This is a genomic window from Nitrosospira sp. Nsp11, from assembly GCF_900142705.1.
Taxonomy (GTDB): domain Bacteria; phylum Pseudomonadota; class Gammaproteobacteria; order Burkholderiales; family Nitrosomonadaceae; genus Nitrosospira.
This window is the reverse complement of record NZ_FRBV01000005.1, coordinates 148,848-163,476: the sequence shown is the minus strand read 5'-3', so window position 1 is coordinate 163,476 and position 14,629 is coordinate 148,848. Positions and strand designations below refer to the sequence as shown.

Genomic DNA, 14,629 nt, shown 5'->3' with positions numbered 1-14,629 from the left:
TGAAGTCATAATTAAACATGGAGAAGGTAAAAACAAATGGATACAAGGAGAAATACCCGAAATATCGCAACCTTCGAGGTGCATGAGGAACATCCGGTACATCGGAGCGGAGGAAAATGAATAGCGCCAGAGTAACGACTAGCGCGACCAGCGCGACCAAAGCAGGCAACGCCTCCGCGAATCTCGAGCGCTGGGAATACGGAAATCCCGAAGAGGTTGCCGCTCGCAGGCAGGCGCAGTCGTGTCATGGCTGTCGATATGAAGAAACTATCTTTTTTGCGTCGCAACACACGAAATATTGCGGGAGAGGGCGGAAGCATGGGAAACATTGTGCGCTATATCAACCAGATCAACCAGAAGGAATATGACAATGAAATTTAATGATCCGCAGCACGCCCTTGGATGGGCTTATGAAACCTGCAGCAGGCCGATCGTGAAAATCTCGTCCGTGAATGCCATGCGTGGAACCGATGGGGGCGGGGAGGGCGCCAATGGCGAGCTGACCGCATACGACCGGCACGCTCAAGCGGCGTTGATACTCGGGCTGTGCGAACGCATATTGCCCGCGTTGCACATGGCTTACATAAGCGTCCAATTCGGCAGGGAAGCGAGCGGTTTTGATTTGCTGGTGCGCCACCTGACCGCAAATTTTGGCACGGGGATGCACAGCCGAAGAGGCACGGAACAAATAATCCGCACCTACTGCGGGGAAAAATCAGGTTTGCGCGAACTCAGAAAATCGATGGCGTGCGGGATGCTCAAGGCAGCATCGTTGCGCAACCGGGGCTATGACGCGCTGGATATGATCCATAACCAGGCCATGGATATCTTGCGAAAAGAAATGGAGAGTCGTGATTTGTTGCGGAGCCCGATGGTTGGCGAGATGGCGTAGCTGGCGGCGTGGTTATGTAAGCCCAACCGCATCTTCACCTATAGGTTCGCTAGCGCACAGAGCAACAATTTGTGTCATGTAATGCTCAAAATGAAATAGACAAGACCTCCGGTCGTCGCTGCCCCCGGCCTTATCGGATGTTGTCCTGATGACAAAGGATGGGGTAGGGCAAAACCGGGCTCATCGTTGATCCCGATAAGCCCGGTTTTCAGCCTCCATCCACCTGCCAGCTACACGATCGAGGATGTGTTTGTGTTCCTGGTGCAGGAAAAGTAGAGCAGGCCCTATGCTTACGCATCCTCCGAGAGCACGAGTCTGAATTGTTAATGCGCATATTAAAGAGCGAAAATCATGAATACAAAAAAGACAGTGACGGCTGTTTCCATGGCAGTGGGGGCGCTATTGCTAATGACGCTGATGGGTTGTGAAACCCATCAGCCGCAGGAAGAAGTCCGCCCGGTTGACTGGTATGAAGCAAATGACCCCGAGCGTGCTGCGAAGCTGAATGAATGCAAGAATAGTCCGCGCAGCATTGACGCAACCCCCAATTGCGTGAACGCGAGCCGCGCGGAAAATAACGTGAAAGCCAACGCCAAGTGGGGAACGTCAAGCGAAGGGGTCAGAACGGTGCCCACTCTTCCCAGTCCCAACTGACTCTGCGTTGTGCTAATTGACGAGTAGAGGATTGCCCTGCCTCGTGGTCGGGAATTTATGCAGGTGTTTATTGTCCTGGGAATCAGTCGTGATGATGCTGTGGGTGAATGAGGCGTAAAAGAGAAGGGGGAGGGGCGGGACCCCGTTTTATGCTCTTGACGTATAGCCCGTGGTAAGCGCCTGGCGGAGCCCCGGCACGAAGGCCGGGCCGGCCAGCGGTTCCGTCGGCTACATTGACAGGTCAGAGTCCGCTTTTGCTGACAGCGTGATCCTTCCGCCTTTGTCCGCTGACCATGTCTTCGAGAACAAGGAATTCCCCTCGGCGTACACAAGTACACCGAGGTATTTTTCCTTAACGCAGCCCGACGAAACTCAATACAGCGAGAAGAATAACAATGAAGCCTACCCACCAGATGATATTGTTCATTTCGTTTCCTTGAATATCGGGTTATTGATGGAATAACGCGAAGCTGGATAGCCGCGTCCACTTGTCATCAATTCTCCCCTGACTCATTGTGGTTTTCTGCGCGCCAGCGCACATAAGCAACTTATTCAGGAATTTCTTTTCCCATTCGTATCGTGTTTCCCTGCAAGCCTTAGGGCGTTCTCACCCGTGTGCTTAGGGCTTCGTCATAGAACCTAATACGGAGGGGAGGCAGTGGCTTAGTCAACAATAAATCCCACCGACGACTCTTTACCGGGCAAACGACAGAAGCTGGAGGAGGGGGACAACCTCGAATTGAGGCTCGACAGGGGAGCTAAAGCCGGGAAATACTCATGAGCCTGACGATGATAGGGACGGGTGAGATAAGGAGCGGTAGCTATATGGTGTTACTCATTTTGGCGAGTCATCTTGTTGCGGAGGCCTTCTCCCCATCGCGGGAATATATCCGTATTGATGCCAAACTGGTCGAGAGCCCGCCCGACGGATTGATCGATCACCTCTTCCAGTGTGGTGGGCCTTGAGTAGAACGCGGGCACGGGGGGAAAGATGATTCCACCGGCCTCTGTAATGGTTGCCATGTTGCGCAAATGAATCAGGTTCAGCGGTGCTTCGCGGACCATCAGCACTAATCGACGCCGTTCCTTGAGTACGACGTCGGCAGCGCGCGTCAGGAGCGAGGAGGTAACGCCCGTGGCTATTTCTCCGACCGACCGCATCGATGCGGGGGCAATGAGCATTCCCATCGTCTTAAACGAACCTGATGAGATCGGGGCTGCCACGTCCTTGATGTTGTACGCATGATCGGCCATGGCGGCCAGTTCCTCCCTGCTGAGATCGGTTTCGTACGCCCGCGTCAGGTCGGCGGCACGGCTGACGATCAGATGTGTTTCGATGCCGATGGTACGAAGCACTTTGAGGGCTCGCACCGCATAAATGATCCCGGTAGCGCCGCTTATGCCTACGATAAGTCTCTGTTTGGGTGATGGGACCATTAGATTCGGTACTCCGGATTCAATTGAGAGGCGTCATCCGCCAGATTCTAGTCGCTTTAATAAAGCCTTGCTCCGCTTATCCCGAAATAAATGATTACCTTGTGGCAGATCCAGCTTTACAAACATTTTATCAGCTCCAGTCGCTCTAACCCAGAGCGAACGCCGCAAGCGGACTACTGGGGTCGCACTTTTCATGTCAACATCCCATTTCTTCCTTGCCGATAATACATTCCAAGCCGACCGCCCGAGTTTGGGGCTTTTCTGCTAGAGCTTACCTGATACTTATTCTGTTTTCGCATGTGCAAAAACAGGTCATGAGGTAGCGCGTGCAGGAATTTCCTGCGCATTTACTTATTGTGAAATCGGACGGAGCGGCAGTCAGTTTGGAATGGAGGCGGTAAAAATTATTTGTTGTATTCCATTTTGGAAAGAAATGCGCCTTGCTTATATTCCGGATGTTTTAAAAGGTAGTCCTCGTACTCCTCGTGGCTTCCTATGTGCCGCAACACGTATACCGCGGAAGCGCCCATATTCTGGGCATCTATCTGGTATACCTGTCCTGCTTCGACGTCTACTTGAATTGTTGGCTGTTTTGGATGAAAGACATAGTGCATGCCGTTCCCGTAAGTTGCGAATATCCCTAGCCAATGTGCTCCAGGATCAACCTCAATTACAAACGGGATCAATTCCGGCAGCCAGCTGGAAAATACAGCATTTCCGTCAACCTTCTGCACTGCTACCCGTATATGGTAGTTCCAGGTCTCGCTGTAATTCAGCCCAAGAATTGTTGCAACATCCTTTTTACTTTTTATTTCACTTTCATACATCTTCTTCGGTGTGTATATGGCGCATCCTGAGAGAAACAGCGCAATGAAAAAACCGGACACGTATCGATTAAAGACTGGATTCATGCAACGCCCTTGAGGAAAAGTAAAAGGGGCTGAATTTTATCAGGATATTGATGAGCTGGCGTATGAGCTTGTTTCATCCTGCTCATCATTGTTCGTGTCTTTTCTGTTTTCGCATACCAGGCTGTGAAAAAACTCGCCTTATACATGCCGGGAGGGATGCCGGTAGAGCAAGAAAAATATTTCTTGGATTGCCCTGGCTTAAATGGCGAGGCTGCTATTTATGCTATTGCAAAAGAGATCGTAACCGATGGCCGCAATTCAATGCGCGGCAACACGCCGCGAGCACAGTCAATCCTCGAAGCCACCTTAAATTATCGGCAACCAGCGCAAGCGGGTAATTTTATGTAGCTATTTCGCGTATGTGAAAATGGATCCGGTAGCTTTAAAACAGGATTGGCTTTTTTAATCTTTGCGGCTTCCCGTAGCCGTTGCGCAATCGCATTCTGCTTTCGCCATAGACTTCGTACTTCGCGGTATCGCAATATCCGATATCTACGTTGACGATGGATTGAGCCTGTGCTAGGTTTAAGTGGTAAGTTGTAACCTATCAGTGCGGACGAAACCAACATGAGCGAAGCCAACCCGCTTTACCTGCCGCCAACTGAAATATCGCGGGTTGACATTCCCCATGAAATTTCCATCTATTTGAATGGGGAAGACCTGGCCACCAAAAATGTTGCTCTCCAGCTCTTTACTGTGGATTCGGACGGCTGGCCTCACGTCGCCCTGCTCAGCGCCGGTGAGATGCTAGTGCTGCCGGACGGGCATATCCGACTCATTATCTTTCCGAGTTCGGGTACTGCCACCAATATGGCTCATGACGGCCGCTCGACGCTGACCATGCCGCTCGACCGCGGCATGTGTGAAATAAGGATGAAAATGCGAAAGCTGGGTGAGAGTAAAGCTGCTGGCGTTGCGCTCGCTATTTTCGAAGGACAGGTACAGCGCATACACAAGCATTTGTCGCGTTATGCAGACGTGGAGTCCGGCTTGACTTTTTCCCTGCACGAGCCGGAAGCCGTTCTTGCCCGCTGGTACCGCCAGATCGCGGTCTTGCGGAATTTACCGGCACCATGATGCGCCTCATCACAGCAGTTTGTTAACATTCCGGAGGAAAGATCGAATGAATATTTCCAGGCGTCATCCCTTGTTATTAGGCGGCAGCATTGCTATAGCGATATTCTCCGGTTCCGTTGCAGCGCAAAACTTGGGTCAATTGAAAGGCATCATGGGCGGGAGCGATATCGGCGGCGCAGCCTCTTCCCTGGGGTCGTTGTCATCCATAACGGCAGGAAGTACTGGCAATGCCGCAGGGGTTATCGAATACTGCGTCAAGAATAATTACCTGAGCGGTGAAAATGCCGCTCCCGTCAAGGATCAGTTGATGGGAAAACTTTCCGGTAGCGAGGATCAGCCAGCCCAGAACAACCCCGACTATATCAACGGCGTGAATGGCCTCCTTACTGGCAGTGGCGGCCAGAGCGTTGATTTGAGTATGGCTGGCCTGAAGGCCAAGGCGATCAAGAAAGTATGCAACAAGATACTCGACCAGGCCAAATCCATGCTTTGATCGCCGGGTCTTGACTGCCAGGCGTAAATATAACCTTATCGATAACCCCAGGGAGTGCAGTTTATAAAAAAGTCAGCCAGGCCCCTGACTTCTTCCGTGCATGGGTTAAACGCATTACCTGGATGCTGTATAAACAGCTTTCGGGCGACGAGCAAGATATTATGAACATTGCGTTCATTGCGCCGGAACCCAAATCGGCTCTCGGCTAAAATTCAAAAGGCTATGTTTTGGCTGCCCCTGTTGAGCCCGCCAGCGCTTCCTGAAGCTTCCTCTCCTGATCAGGAGACAGGGATGTACGTAGTACCTTGCCGGTAACGCCGGAGAGTTCAGCCAGGACTTTTTCCGGCTGTGCCTTGCGCACGAGAATGAAAAGCGCCGAAGAGTTATTCGGAATGGTGCTGCCCAATGACTTGATGAAGTCATCGTTGATGCCATAATCCATTAGAGAGCCTGACAGTGCCCCTGCTCCGACGCCAATAGCGCCGCCGAGTACGAATCCGGCAAACGGGTTAAGGAATAGCAATCCGACCAGCGTGCCCCAGAGGCCACCGGAAAGAAAACCAGACGTCGCGCCGGCGGTAGCGAGATTAATGCTTTGTTTGAGATGGACCTTGCCCTCATCATCGCGAACGACGACCACCGCGTCCTCGAGATCCAGAAGGTATTCTTTTTTTAACCTGCTGAGCCTCAACAGTACACGATCGGCTTCTTCGGCGTTTTCAAAGCCCACTACAACTAATTCAGACATATTTATTCCCCCTGATTGTTTTGTTCGTCATAACGTACAAAATTCACTCCCCATCACCTGAAGTGACTTGGCTGACTATGAGCCCAACTGCGGGGATAGCGTCGCCAGGGGAATGGTGAACGGCATCGATAAGGCACTGATTATAAATTTTCACGTGCGGCTGTCTGTTCGATGGCGCGCATAGCTGCCGGTAGAGTCCATCAAGCGGGGCGAGAAATTGCCGATAGGTCAAACAGCGAAGCGACCTTGTAGATAATCAAATTGTTAACCACGACGACGCCGTGCCATGCGCAGTATCAGTTTGCTGAGTTCACGCAACCAAAGCACCGAGCTTGCCACGGCCGCGCAAAGCAGCCAATCTCCAAAGCTCAGGCTTACGGTGGAAAACGCCTGTTGCAGAACGGGTATGTAAACCACTGCCACTTGTAACACGAGCGCCAGCATAACAGCGGCCCACAGCCATTTATTAGTGAATAGCCCGACGAATGCGCTCTGCTCGTCGGATCGGGCGTTGAAAACGGTGAAAAGTGAAAACATCACCAGGGTTGTAAACGCCATCGTCTGCGCGTAGCGCATGCTGCCCGAACCGTCCATGAACCCGCCGGGCAAGCTGGCGTCGAGCACCAGCAGGGTACCGGTTGCCATCACGATGCCAGTGAACAGGATGCCAAACCACATCCGGGACGTGATGACGCCTTCGCCTTTCGGCCGGGGCGTCTTGCGCATTACACCGGCGTCAGCGGGGTCGACGCCAAGGGCTAGCGCGGGTGCGCCATCCGTCACAAGGTTGATCCACAGGAGTTGCGTCGCCAGCAACGGGAGCGCTATGGTTTGTCCCTCGGCCTTCAGCCCGATGACATCCATCAACAGCACACCGAAGAACATGGTGAACACTTCACCGATATTCGACGACAGAAGATAGCGCAAGAACTTTCTGATGTTGGAGAAAATGGCGCGTCCTTCTTCGACAGCCGCAACGATTGAAGCGAAGTTGTCGTCCGCAAGTACCATATCGGCAGCAGCCTTCGAAACATCGGTCCCCATGATGCCCATTGCTATGCCGATATCGGCAGTCTTCAAGGCAGGCGCGTCGTTTACGCCATCTCCAGTCATCGCCACCACCGCACCGCCTCGCTGCAACGCTTTTACGATGCGCAGCTTGTGCTCGGGGCTGACGCGCGCGTAAACCGATACCTCTTTTACCGTCTGGTCGAGAGCATCGTCCGAAAGCCTCTCAAGCTGGGCGCCGGTAACGGCCCGCGCATTTCCCGCTATGCCAAGGTCGGCCGCAATAACCCCCGCAGTGACCGGATGGTCCCCGGTTATCATTATCGGGCGTATTCCGGCCCTCTTAGCGCGGGCGACGGCTTCCTTTGCCTCTTCACGCGGTGGATCGATCATGCCGATCAGTCCGGCGAACACGAGGTCTTGCTCGACGCGTTCGTCCACATCATCGATCTGGAAAGCGTCAGGCGGCAACAAGCGGAAAGCAACCCCGAGGGTGCGTAAGGCTTCGCCCGCAAGCTCTTCATTCATTTTCCTGATCGCTGCACGGCGATCAGGCTCCAAAGCTTTTGTCTCGCTTCCCACAAGCTCGTAAGAGCAGCGCCCAAGCAGCAGGTCCGGCGCGCCTTTGGTGAATGCGATCAGTTGCTCCCGCTTTAGGTCGTCGGTATGAATTGTCGTCATCAGCTTGCGCTCGGATGAGAAGGGTATTTCGGCAACACGTTCAAAACGCGCATTGAGCACCCCAACTTCCAGTCCTGCTTTACGCGCCGCTACGATGAGCGCTCCCTCCGTGGGATCCCCCTGTACGCTCCAGTGCCCATCATGCTCTTGTAAAGCGGCATTATTGGCGCGGTCGGCGATGGTAAGCGCTTGTTCCAGTTCGTTTCGCAGTATGCCCTCAATCATCCTGTTTTCGTATGGGCCGGGCTCTTCATCTTCATGCGGACCCACTTGGGCTACCTTTCCTTCCGGTGCATAGCCCACGCCGCCCACGGACATACGCCCGCTTGCGGTGACGATGGTACGCACGGTCATTTCGTTTTTGGTCAACGTACCTGTTTTATCGGAGGCGATGACAGTTGCCGAGCCGAGCGTTTCGACGGCCGGGAGGTGGCGGACAATGGCATTTCTGGCTGCCATGCGCTGTACGCCGAGGGATAGGACGGCGGTTACCACCGCAGGCAGACCTTCGGGTATTGCCGCGACAGCCAGCGCTACCCCAAGGATAAGCACGTCGAAAAGAGCCGCGGCGCCGCTTACATTTTCGACAGTGATAATGGCCGCTATCATCACAATGGCGATAACGACAACGATGATTCCCAGCAGTTTGCCTACGTGCGTTAGTTCTTTTTGTAGCGGTGTTATCTCTGCCGGCGTATTTTTCAGCATCCCGGCAATGTGCCCCATCTGAGTTTGCATTCCCGTTGCCACGACCACCGCACGCCCGTGCCCGGAAGCCACCGCGGTACCGCTGAAGATCATGTTGCGGCGGTCGCCGAGTTCGACATCTTCCCTGATCGTAAGCGTGTCTTTTGATGCAGGCAGGCTTTCGCCGGTGAGCGCCGCCTCCGCCGTCTGGAGCGCAGCGGACTCGATCAGCCGGGCGTCCGCGGGAATGGTATCGCCCTCCTCGACGAGAATGATGTCGCCGGGCACGAGATCGGTTGCAGGAATGCTTCGCTGGGCGCTATCGCGAATAACATGTGCGTGCGCCGCCGACATCTGGCGTAGCGCAGCTACCGCTTCCTCCGCTCGTGATTCCTGTATGTAGCCCATGAGCGCGTTCAGCAACACGACCGCGAATATGGCGGTCGCTTCATAGGGCCACGCCGATTCGCGTTCGTACAGCCACAATCCCGTGGAGATCGCCGTTGCAATCAGCAGCAGCATAACCAGTACATTTTGAAATTGGGCGAGGAATTTCTTCCACCGGGGAACAGGTTTTTCGGCCTCCAGCTCGTTCTTCCCATATCTATCGAGCCGTGCCCGCGCTTCCCCCTCGCTCAAGCCGCGCTGCGCGTCTATGGCGAGCACGATCAATACGTTCTCAATCTCTTGCTGGTAAAAGATCTTCTGATCTTGCTCAGGATGTGCTGTATTCATCCGCCTGGTTCAAGATGCTCTCGTAATTGGAGGCCGAGCATGAGAGTTCATGCAGTGGATAAGCTTGGGATTGCCCAAGCCCAAGCTTTATTCTGCTATTTCTGAATCTGCTGGGCGCGCTCGAGATGGTCGGACAGGGGCGCGAATAAGCCGAATAATAGCGCTGCCAGTTCCTGATTCTTGACGTTGGGCATCAGTGTATTGTCAATCAAATCGAGCAGGTTCTGGTGAAAAGCGACTACCTGGTCGATGTATGCCTTGTCAAATTCGTCGTCAGATGCACTTTTCAGTCCGGCAAGGCGGTTTTCACCATCGGCCTTCAGCTCCTGACTGATCGGGCTATGCCGGGAGGCCAGCTCAAGCCTGGTTGTCAACTCGGCGACCGCCTGATTCACGTTCGAGTGCTCATATGCAACTTGATGAGCGAGCGCCTTGACTTCCTCGCTGGATGATTTAAGCCCTGCCAGCTGGCTGGCCTCGACAGTCACATCGTTGGCGCTGACCAGGACGTGAGCGATTTGCGCATCGTCGATGCCGATCTTTTGTTCAGCGGAAAATGCGGAACCGGCCAGCCCAACAGCCAAAAAGAGCAGATTTCTCATGTTGATCCCCTGCTTTGATAGGTCGAGTAAAAAACTGAGCAATGAACTCTACCATGAAAACTCTACTGCGGAATTTGCACCAGCTGTTGCCAGTGGAGCGCTTCTGCCCGCCCTGGAGATATGTGAGGAGGTTACCTGAGGAACGCCGTGAAAAAGGGGTAGCGCTACCGGATTGAACACCATGAAAGGTGGTACGGATTGAAGTAGCAAAGACGTGTTACTGCGCGCGCTACTTGGCGAGCTACTTTGCAATTTCGTGGTCAAGAGTCGGCGGATGCGTATCTCCACCTCTTTGCCTTCCGACCATCCTGCCCAGGGAAAGCTGCTTCCGTCCCCGTAAGTGAACTCAGGGGCTTGTCTGGAATGCTAGTGTTGGGCGACGGAGCCGCGCCACTCTCCCGTTTCTTTCCCGCGGTTTTCAAGAAATTCCTTGAAACGCTTGAGATCTCCGCTCGTTCTCATCTTTACCAGCCCCAACGCATCGCCAATCTCTTCAATAATACCCTTGGGACCGTAATCCATTTGCAGCACGATCCGGGTTATCGAATCGGATATCTTGTAGAACTTGACGACGCCTTCGTTTTTAGCGCCGCTCGTGCTGCGCCAGGCAATTCGCGTTTCCGGCACTTGCTCTGTGATCTCAGCGTCCCATTGCGTTTCTTTACCGCCAATTTTTGCGCGCCAGTGCAAATGCGTGTCATCAATTTGCCGTACTTCGCATACTCCTTTCATAAAGTGGGGAAAATCCTCGAACTGGGTCCATTGATTGTATACCGTGCTTATCGGCAAATTAACCTCGATCGAATCTTCCATCATCGACGTGTTTTCAGAACCGCGAGAGTTCCTGATTTTTTTTGACAGCATGAGTCCGCCTGCGGTAACCGCAGCGATCGTTACAAGTTTTTTTAACATTTTAATTTCCTCCAAGTAGATGCCGCACCATCACCGTTCCGAAAGTTTTTTTCATTCGCGAGCTCTACCTGGCCTGATACTTGAGCTGGCGGAAGACTCGCTCGACCGTGAGAGAAAATTTGTCTGCGTTTTATCTATACAGGCTGAGTGAACACAGCACCAAATCATACCTCTTTTAAAATGATGTACTTCCCCCCGCAAGCGATCTGTGCGGTTGTACACGTAGTCCAAAAGTACTGCAAGTTCGGGCCATGTGAGAGCCTGCCATCGCGGAGTGAGAGCAATCAATTATTCAATTATTCAAGTATTTGCACGGTGTCCACGGTATACCTCTGAGAAGAGCCATTTCCTGATGACCCGCTGAGGCTATGTATCCCAATCGCGCCAATTCCCGAATTCAGCTATGAGAATTCCGAAGCAGGCTGATAACGAGACTGTAGCACCGCGATATAAAGCACAAGAAAACCCCAGGATGAGGTGAAATCTCTCCATCTTCGCGAGTTAAATTTCAATAGTACCTTTCAAGGGAAGGTGGTCGGAAGCAATCCGTGCGAGGCTGCTGGCGTGGACCTCCAATTTTGCGAGCCGGCGACGCGGATGCACCCAAAGCCGGTCCAGGGCCATGAAGGGTTGGCGCGACGGGTAGGTTGCGACGTGAGGCGTGGATCTGAAGTGGCCGTGTAGCCAGCGCAGCGGACGTCCCCAGAGAAACCATTCGTTCAAATCGCCCAGCAGCACGTAAATATCCTTGGAGCCAATGTCGAACAGCTTGAGCAACTGACGAACCTGCTGGCGCCGCTCCCAGGGTTTGAGTCCAAGATGGGTTGCGACCACCTGCACATGCCGTTCTTTACCGTCGAGGGTCACATCAAGCGCCCCGCGCGGTTCCCGGCCGGGAAGGGTCAGATCCACGCGATTCACTGTCAAAATGGGGAGTTTTGTCAATATCGCATTTCCATAATGCCGGGATTCACGCAGCAGGGTAGGGCCGGCAATGGCGGTCAAGCCGGTTTTCGCAGCCAGGTAATCCAGCAGGTCATGACCGTCGACATGATGGTGGTCCACTTCCTGCAGCGCCACTACATCTGCGTCCAGCTCACGAAGCACGCCTGCGATGCGCGCTGGTTCGAAGCGGCCATCGGTGCCGACACAGGCATGTATATTGTATGTAACCAGCGTAAGGTGCATAAATTACGTAATGATCAAAGAATAAACTTTCTATCATGAAGAATAGCAGTACGAGCAAGCTGCCGCGCTGTTATTTAATATCACAGTGTTTTTGCCGGGCTGCAAACCCACGTCAGGTATTTTTCAATCGGCGTGCGCTCTCAATCGGGAGTTTCGCTTGCGTTCTTCCCACCGCCAGAATGTCCAGCCGCTGACGATAATGATAGCGACAACTGTTGCCAAGACCGCAAAGGCCGGTAAATCAGGTTTTTGGATCGTGGCAGCCAGCCGATCTGTAAATAACGATATTCCTGCCATCCCCGGCAGCAATCCAATGGCGCTGCCGAAGACAAAATCGCGGAAGCGAATTTGCGAGGCCCCGGCAATCATATTGATGACCGAAAACGGCGCGAGTGGAACGATGCGAACGATAATGATAGTCATGATTCCCCGATAAGCCAGCCGCCTGTTCAGTTCCCGAATCTTTTTGCCGGCAAACCGGCGTACGGTATTACGGCCCAGCAAATGGCCCAGCGCGTAGGTTGACATTGCACTCAACAACGCGCCGATCAGCGAATAAAGAAAACCCTGCCATGGGCCAAACACCAGGACGCAAGCAATAATAAGTACCGTAAGCGGAAACGCAATCAGGCCGCCGATGAGGAAAACGCCAAGCGCAAATAATGGGGCGCCGCGGGCTTGCTCGAATTCGGCGGCCAAGCCTACCAATGTTTCTACGTTAACCCACTCCCGAAGCGGCGACCAGTGCCATAGGGTGGTTAATCCCAGGATGGATGCGAGGATGAATGCGACCAGGTAGATATGATAGCGGGCGGGTTCGCGTTCTTCCCCAAGCACATACTCGTCGATTAGTTGGTCGGCGTCCATAGGCTGGTCCGGATCGATAACCTGGGCATCCGGCACCAAAGCATCCATCTCGGCCGTTACGCGAAGCGGCAACGGAAGTAAGGTACGCGCTGTACCGCGAAGTGACTCGATGGCACGGATCAGGGAGTCGTCTTGCGCCAGGCGTGCAACGATCTCGCTGGGCTCCACGCCGAGATGCTCCCCCAACAGGCGGTTGCGGAAAGCCGCGATAGCGTGCTGAACGTGCGTTTCGCCTTTTGCCTCAAGCACGAGATCGCATTCGGTATCAAGCCCCATCGAGCGGTTGTTGAGATTCGCCGAGCCTACGCGTGCCAGTTGATCGTCAATGATGATCATTTTGGAATGTACATTGACGCATTTCCCATCAAGCTTGGGTATACACGGGTAGTACAGGCGGAAACGGTCCTGACGGTCTGACGCCTTCAGCCGCCTCAATAAGCGTTCCCGAAGGACATCCATCGTGTTCTGCGATAACCAGCCATCCGTATGTTCAGGCAACACCACGGCGATTTCGGGGCCGTCTTGTTCTTCCAGGCGTTTTGCCAGCGCGGCGCCGATCTTGTCCGCCGTGAAGTATTGGGCTTCAATATAGATTGTATTCCGGGCAGCGGCGATGGCATTGAGCAGAAGCTGTTCCACCTCGCGCACCTCTGCGGTGTTTTTATATCTTGGAATAGTACGGGCAATGGCGACCTGGATGTTTTCCACATCCGGCGCCAGGTAGCCAGGCCAGTAGCTGGCGCCGGCCCGGCGCTCCGGAGCAGCCAGCTTCTGCCCGGTTGCGCGAAACCATCGCTCGCGCGCGATATCTCCCAGCAGGGCTGCAACAGGGCCGCGAACTATCATCTGAATATCATGATAGGGCTGTGGTACCGGTTCTGCTTCCAGATCGCGCCGGCGCGGATCCTCAGGCCGATGCTCGGGCGTATCCCAGCGACCGGTTGTCAGGTCCAACCCGCCCACAAACGCCACCTGGTCATCCACCACGACAATTTTCTGGTGATGGCACGCGCCCGTTGGATGCTGATCGTCAAGGAAAAAGTGCAATCGCCGATGGCCGTTCCATTCCTGCTTGTAAAGCGGCATCCACTCCCGCGCGGGCGCGAAGATCATGGTGAAGTCCCAGTCCAGCACATGGATATGGAGTTTGCTATTGCGCTGGACCATACAATTGAGGAAAGCACTCAAATTCACCGGCAGTCCGTCGGGTTTGCCTTCCCGAACAAGATCGATGCGGCTGTCGATATCCCAGGCAATGATCAATACCGAACGCTGTGCCTGTTTTACTGTTTCACGAAAAGCCCGAAAAAATTCAGCCCCATCCACAAGAAATGCGGCCCGATCGGCATGTTCGATGCGCCAACAGTTAACGCCTGGCTTCAGGATGGCGGAATGCGCCATTATGCGTCGGGATGCTTGACGGGCTTGATGATCACACTGGGTGGACTGACGACATGCACCTCGATGTGCGCTGTGGTCAGCGCTCTTGCGAGTGCAATAAACTCTTCCAGTCCTTTGACGGTCGCGATGGCAGCGAGAAGCTCCGGGCCACCCGAAGTATTAATTTCTTCCAACTGAGCTGGAGGCTCGCCAGGATGAAGCGCGCAAAACAAAGAGTGGTTATAGTTGGTTGGCAGGATAATTTCTATTTGCCGCGCATCACTCAGCAACGGCGGTATCGATTCGATCGTTTCATGGCCGCGCCAGGTTAACTTGATCAACGGTTCCTTTTCCATT

At 53.7% G+C, this 14,629-nt stretch carries 15 protein-coding genes; 6 read left to right on the top strand and 9 right to left on the bottom strand.

Annotated elements, in window-relative coordinates; translation table 11 throughout:
* The first annotated feature begins 258 nt into the window (after window positions 1-258).
* The 3 genes from BUA28_RS16275 to BUA28_RS08380 all read left to right on the top strand — a co-directional run bounded on the left by BUA28_RS16275 (window position 259) and on the right by BUA28_RS08380 (window position 1,546).
* Window positions 259-381 (top strand): hypothetical protein, encoded by a 123-nt coding sequence (locus BUA28_RS16275; RefSeq protein ID WP_256598270.1) that lies wholly within the window; start codon window positions 259-261, stop codon window positions 379-381.
* On the top strand, window positions 371-892 hold the full coding sequence (locus BUA28_RS08385) for a hypothetical protein (RefSeq protein WP_072767654.1): 522 nt from the start codon (window positions 371-373) through the stop codon (window positions 890-892). Before BUA28_RS16275 ends, BUA28_RS08385 begins: the two co-directional genes overlap by 11 nt.
* A gap of 351 nt (window positions 893-1,243) precedes the next feature.
* Window positions 1,244-1,546: an EexN family lipoprotein gene (locus tag BUA28_RS08380; protein ID WP_083569934.1), complete on the top strand. Its 303-nt coding sequence runs from the start codon at window positions 1,244-1,246 to the stop codon at window positions 1,544-1,546.
* A gap of 831 nt (window positions 1,547-2,377) precedes the next feature.
* Here the strand turns inward: BUA28_RS08380 and BUA28_RS08370 are convergent.
* Together BUA28_RS08370 and BUA28_RS08365 are read right to left on the bottom strand one after the other, a co-directional pair.
* Window positions 2,378-2,983 carry a UbiX family flavin prenyltransferase gene (locus BUA28_RS08370; protein ID WP_072767652.1) on the bottom strand — a complete coding sequence of 202 codons (606 nt, stop codon included), beginning with the start codon at window positions 2,981-2,983 and terminating at the stop codon, window positions 2,378-2,380.
* 404 nt (window positions 2,984-3,387) lie between these two features.
* Complete coding sequence (locus tag BUA28_RS08365) at window positions 3,388-3,894, bottom strand: hypothetical protein (protein ID WP_143148476.1); 507 nt, start codon at window positions 3,892-3,894, stop codon at window positions 3,388-3,390.
* A gap of 123 nt (window positions 3,895-4,017) precedes the next feature.
* Here BUA28_RS08365 and BUA28_RS08360 point away from each other — a divergent pair, with 123 nt between their 5' ends.
* The 3 genes from BUA28_RS08360 (at window position 4,018) to BUA28_RS08350 (ending at window position 5,464) form a co-directional block, all read left to right on the top strand.
* Window positions 4,018-4,242 (top strand): hypothetical protein, encoded by a 225-nt coding sequence (locus tag BUA28_RS08360; protein ID WP_143148475.1) that lies wholly within the window; start codon window positions 4,018-4,020, stop codon window positions 4,240-4,242.
* A 219-nt stretch (window positions 4,243-4,461) separates the two neighbouring features.
* Window positions 4,462-4,971: a hypothetical protein gene (locus BUA28_RS08355; protein ID WP_072767649.1), complete on the top strand. Its 510-nt coding sequence runs from the start codon at window positions 4,462-4,464 to the stop codon at window positions 4,969-4,971.
* Between the two features lie 46 nt (window positions 4,972-5,017).
* Window positions 5,018-5,464, top strand: coding sequence for a YjjA family protein (locus BUA28_RS08350; protein WP_072767648.1), 447 nt, complete (start codon window positions 5,018-5,020; stop codon window positions 5,462-5,464).
* Window positions 5,465-5,684: 220 nt separating this feature from the next.
* On the opposite strand, the gene BUA28_RS08345 is transcribed toward BUA28_RS08350, so the two are convergent.
* The 7 genes from BUA28_RS08345 to BUA28_RS08315 form a co-directional block, all read right to left on the bottom strand.
* Complete coding sequence (locus BUA28_RS08345) at window positions 5,685-6,212, bottom strand: DUF1269 domain-containing protein (RefSeq protein WP_072767647.1); 528 nt, start codon at window positions 6,210-6,212, stop codon at window positions 5,685-5,687.
* Window positions 6,213-6,476: 264 nt separating this feature from the next.
* Entirely contained in the window at window positions 6,477-9,323 is a 2,847-nt protein-coding gene (locus BUA28_RS08340) for a cation-translocating P-type ATPase (RefSeq protein WP_072767646.1), read from the bottom strand.
* Window positions 9,324-9,418: 95 nt separating this feature from the next.
* Window positions 9,419-9,925: a DUF4142 domain-containing protein gene (locus BUA28_RS08335; protein WP_072767645.1), complete on the bottom strand. Its 507-nt coding sequence runs from the start codon at window positions 9,923-9,925 to the stop codon at window positions 9,419-9,421.
* A 366-nt stretch (window positions 9,926-10,291) separates the two neighbouring features.
* Window positions 10,292-10,837 (bottom strand): SRPBCC family protein, encoded by a 546-nt coding sequence (locus BUA28_RS08330; protein ID WP_083569933.1) that lies wholly within the window; start codon window positions 10,835-10,837, stop codon window positions 10,292-10,294.
* A gap of 501 nt (window positions 10,838-11,338) precedes the next feature.
* Complete coding sequence (locus BUA28_RS08325) at window positions 11,339-12,025, bottom strand: endonuclease/exonuclease/phosphatase family protein (protein WP_072767644.1); 687 nt, start codon at window positions 12,023-12,025, stop codon at window positions 11,339-11,341.
* A 123-nt stretch (window positions 12,026-12,148) separates the two neighbouring features.
* A complete protein-coding gene (locus BUA28_RS08320; protein ID WP_072767643.1) occupies window positions 12,149-14,293 on the bottom strand; it encodes a VTT domain-containing protein in 2,145 nt (714 codons plus the stop codon).
* Window positions 14,293-14,628 carry a hypothetical protein gene (locus BUA28_RS08315; protein ID WP_072767642.1) on the bottom strand — a complete coding sequence of 112 codons (336 nt, stop codon included), beginning with the start codon at window positions 14,626-14,628 and terminating at the stop codon, window positions 14,293-14,295. Before BUA28_RS08315 ends, BUA28_RS08320 begins: the two co-directional genes overlap by 1 nt.
* Between the last annotated feature and the right edge of the window lies 1 nt (window position 14,629).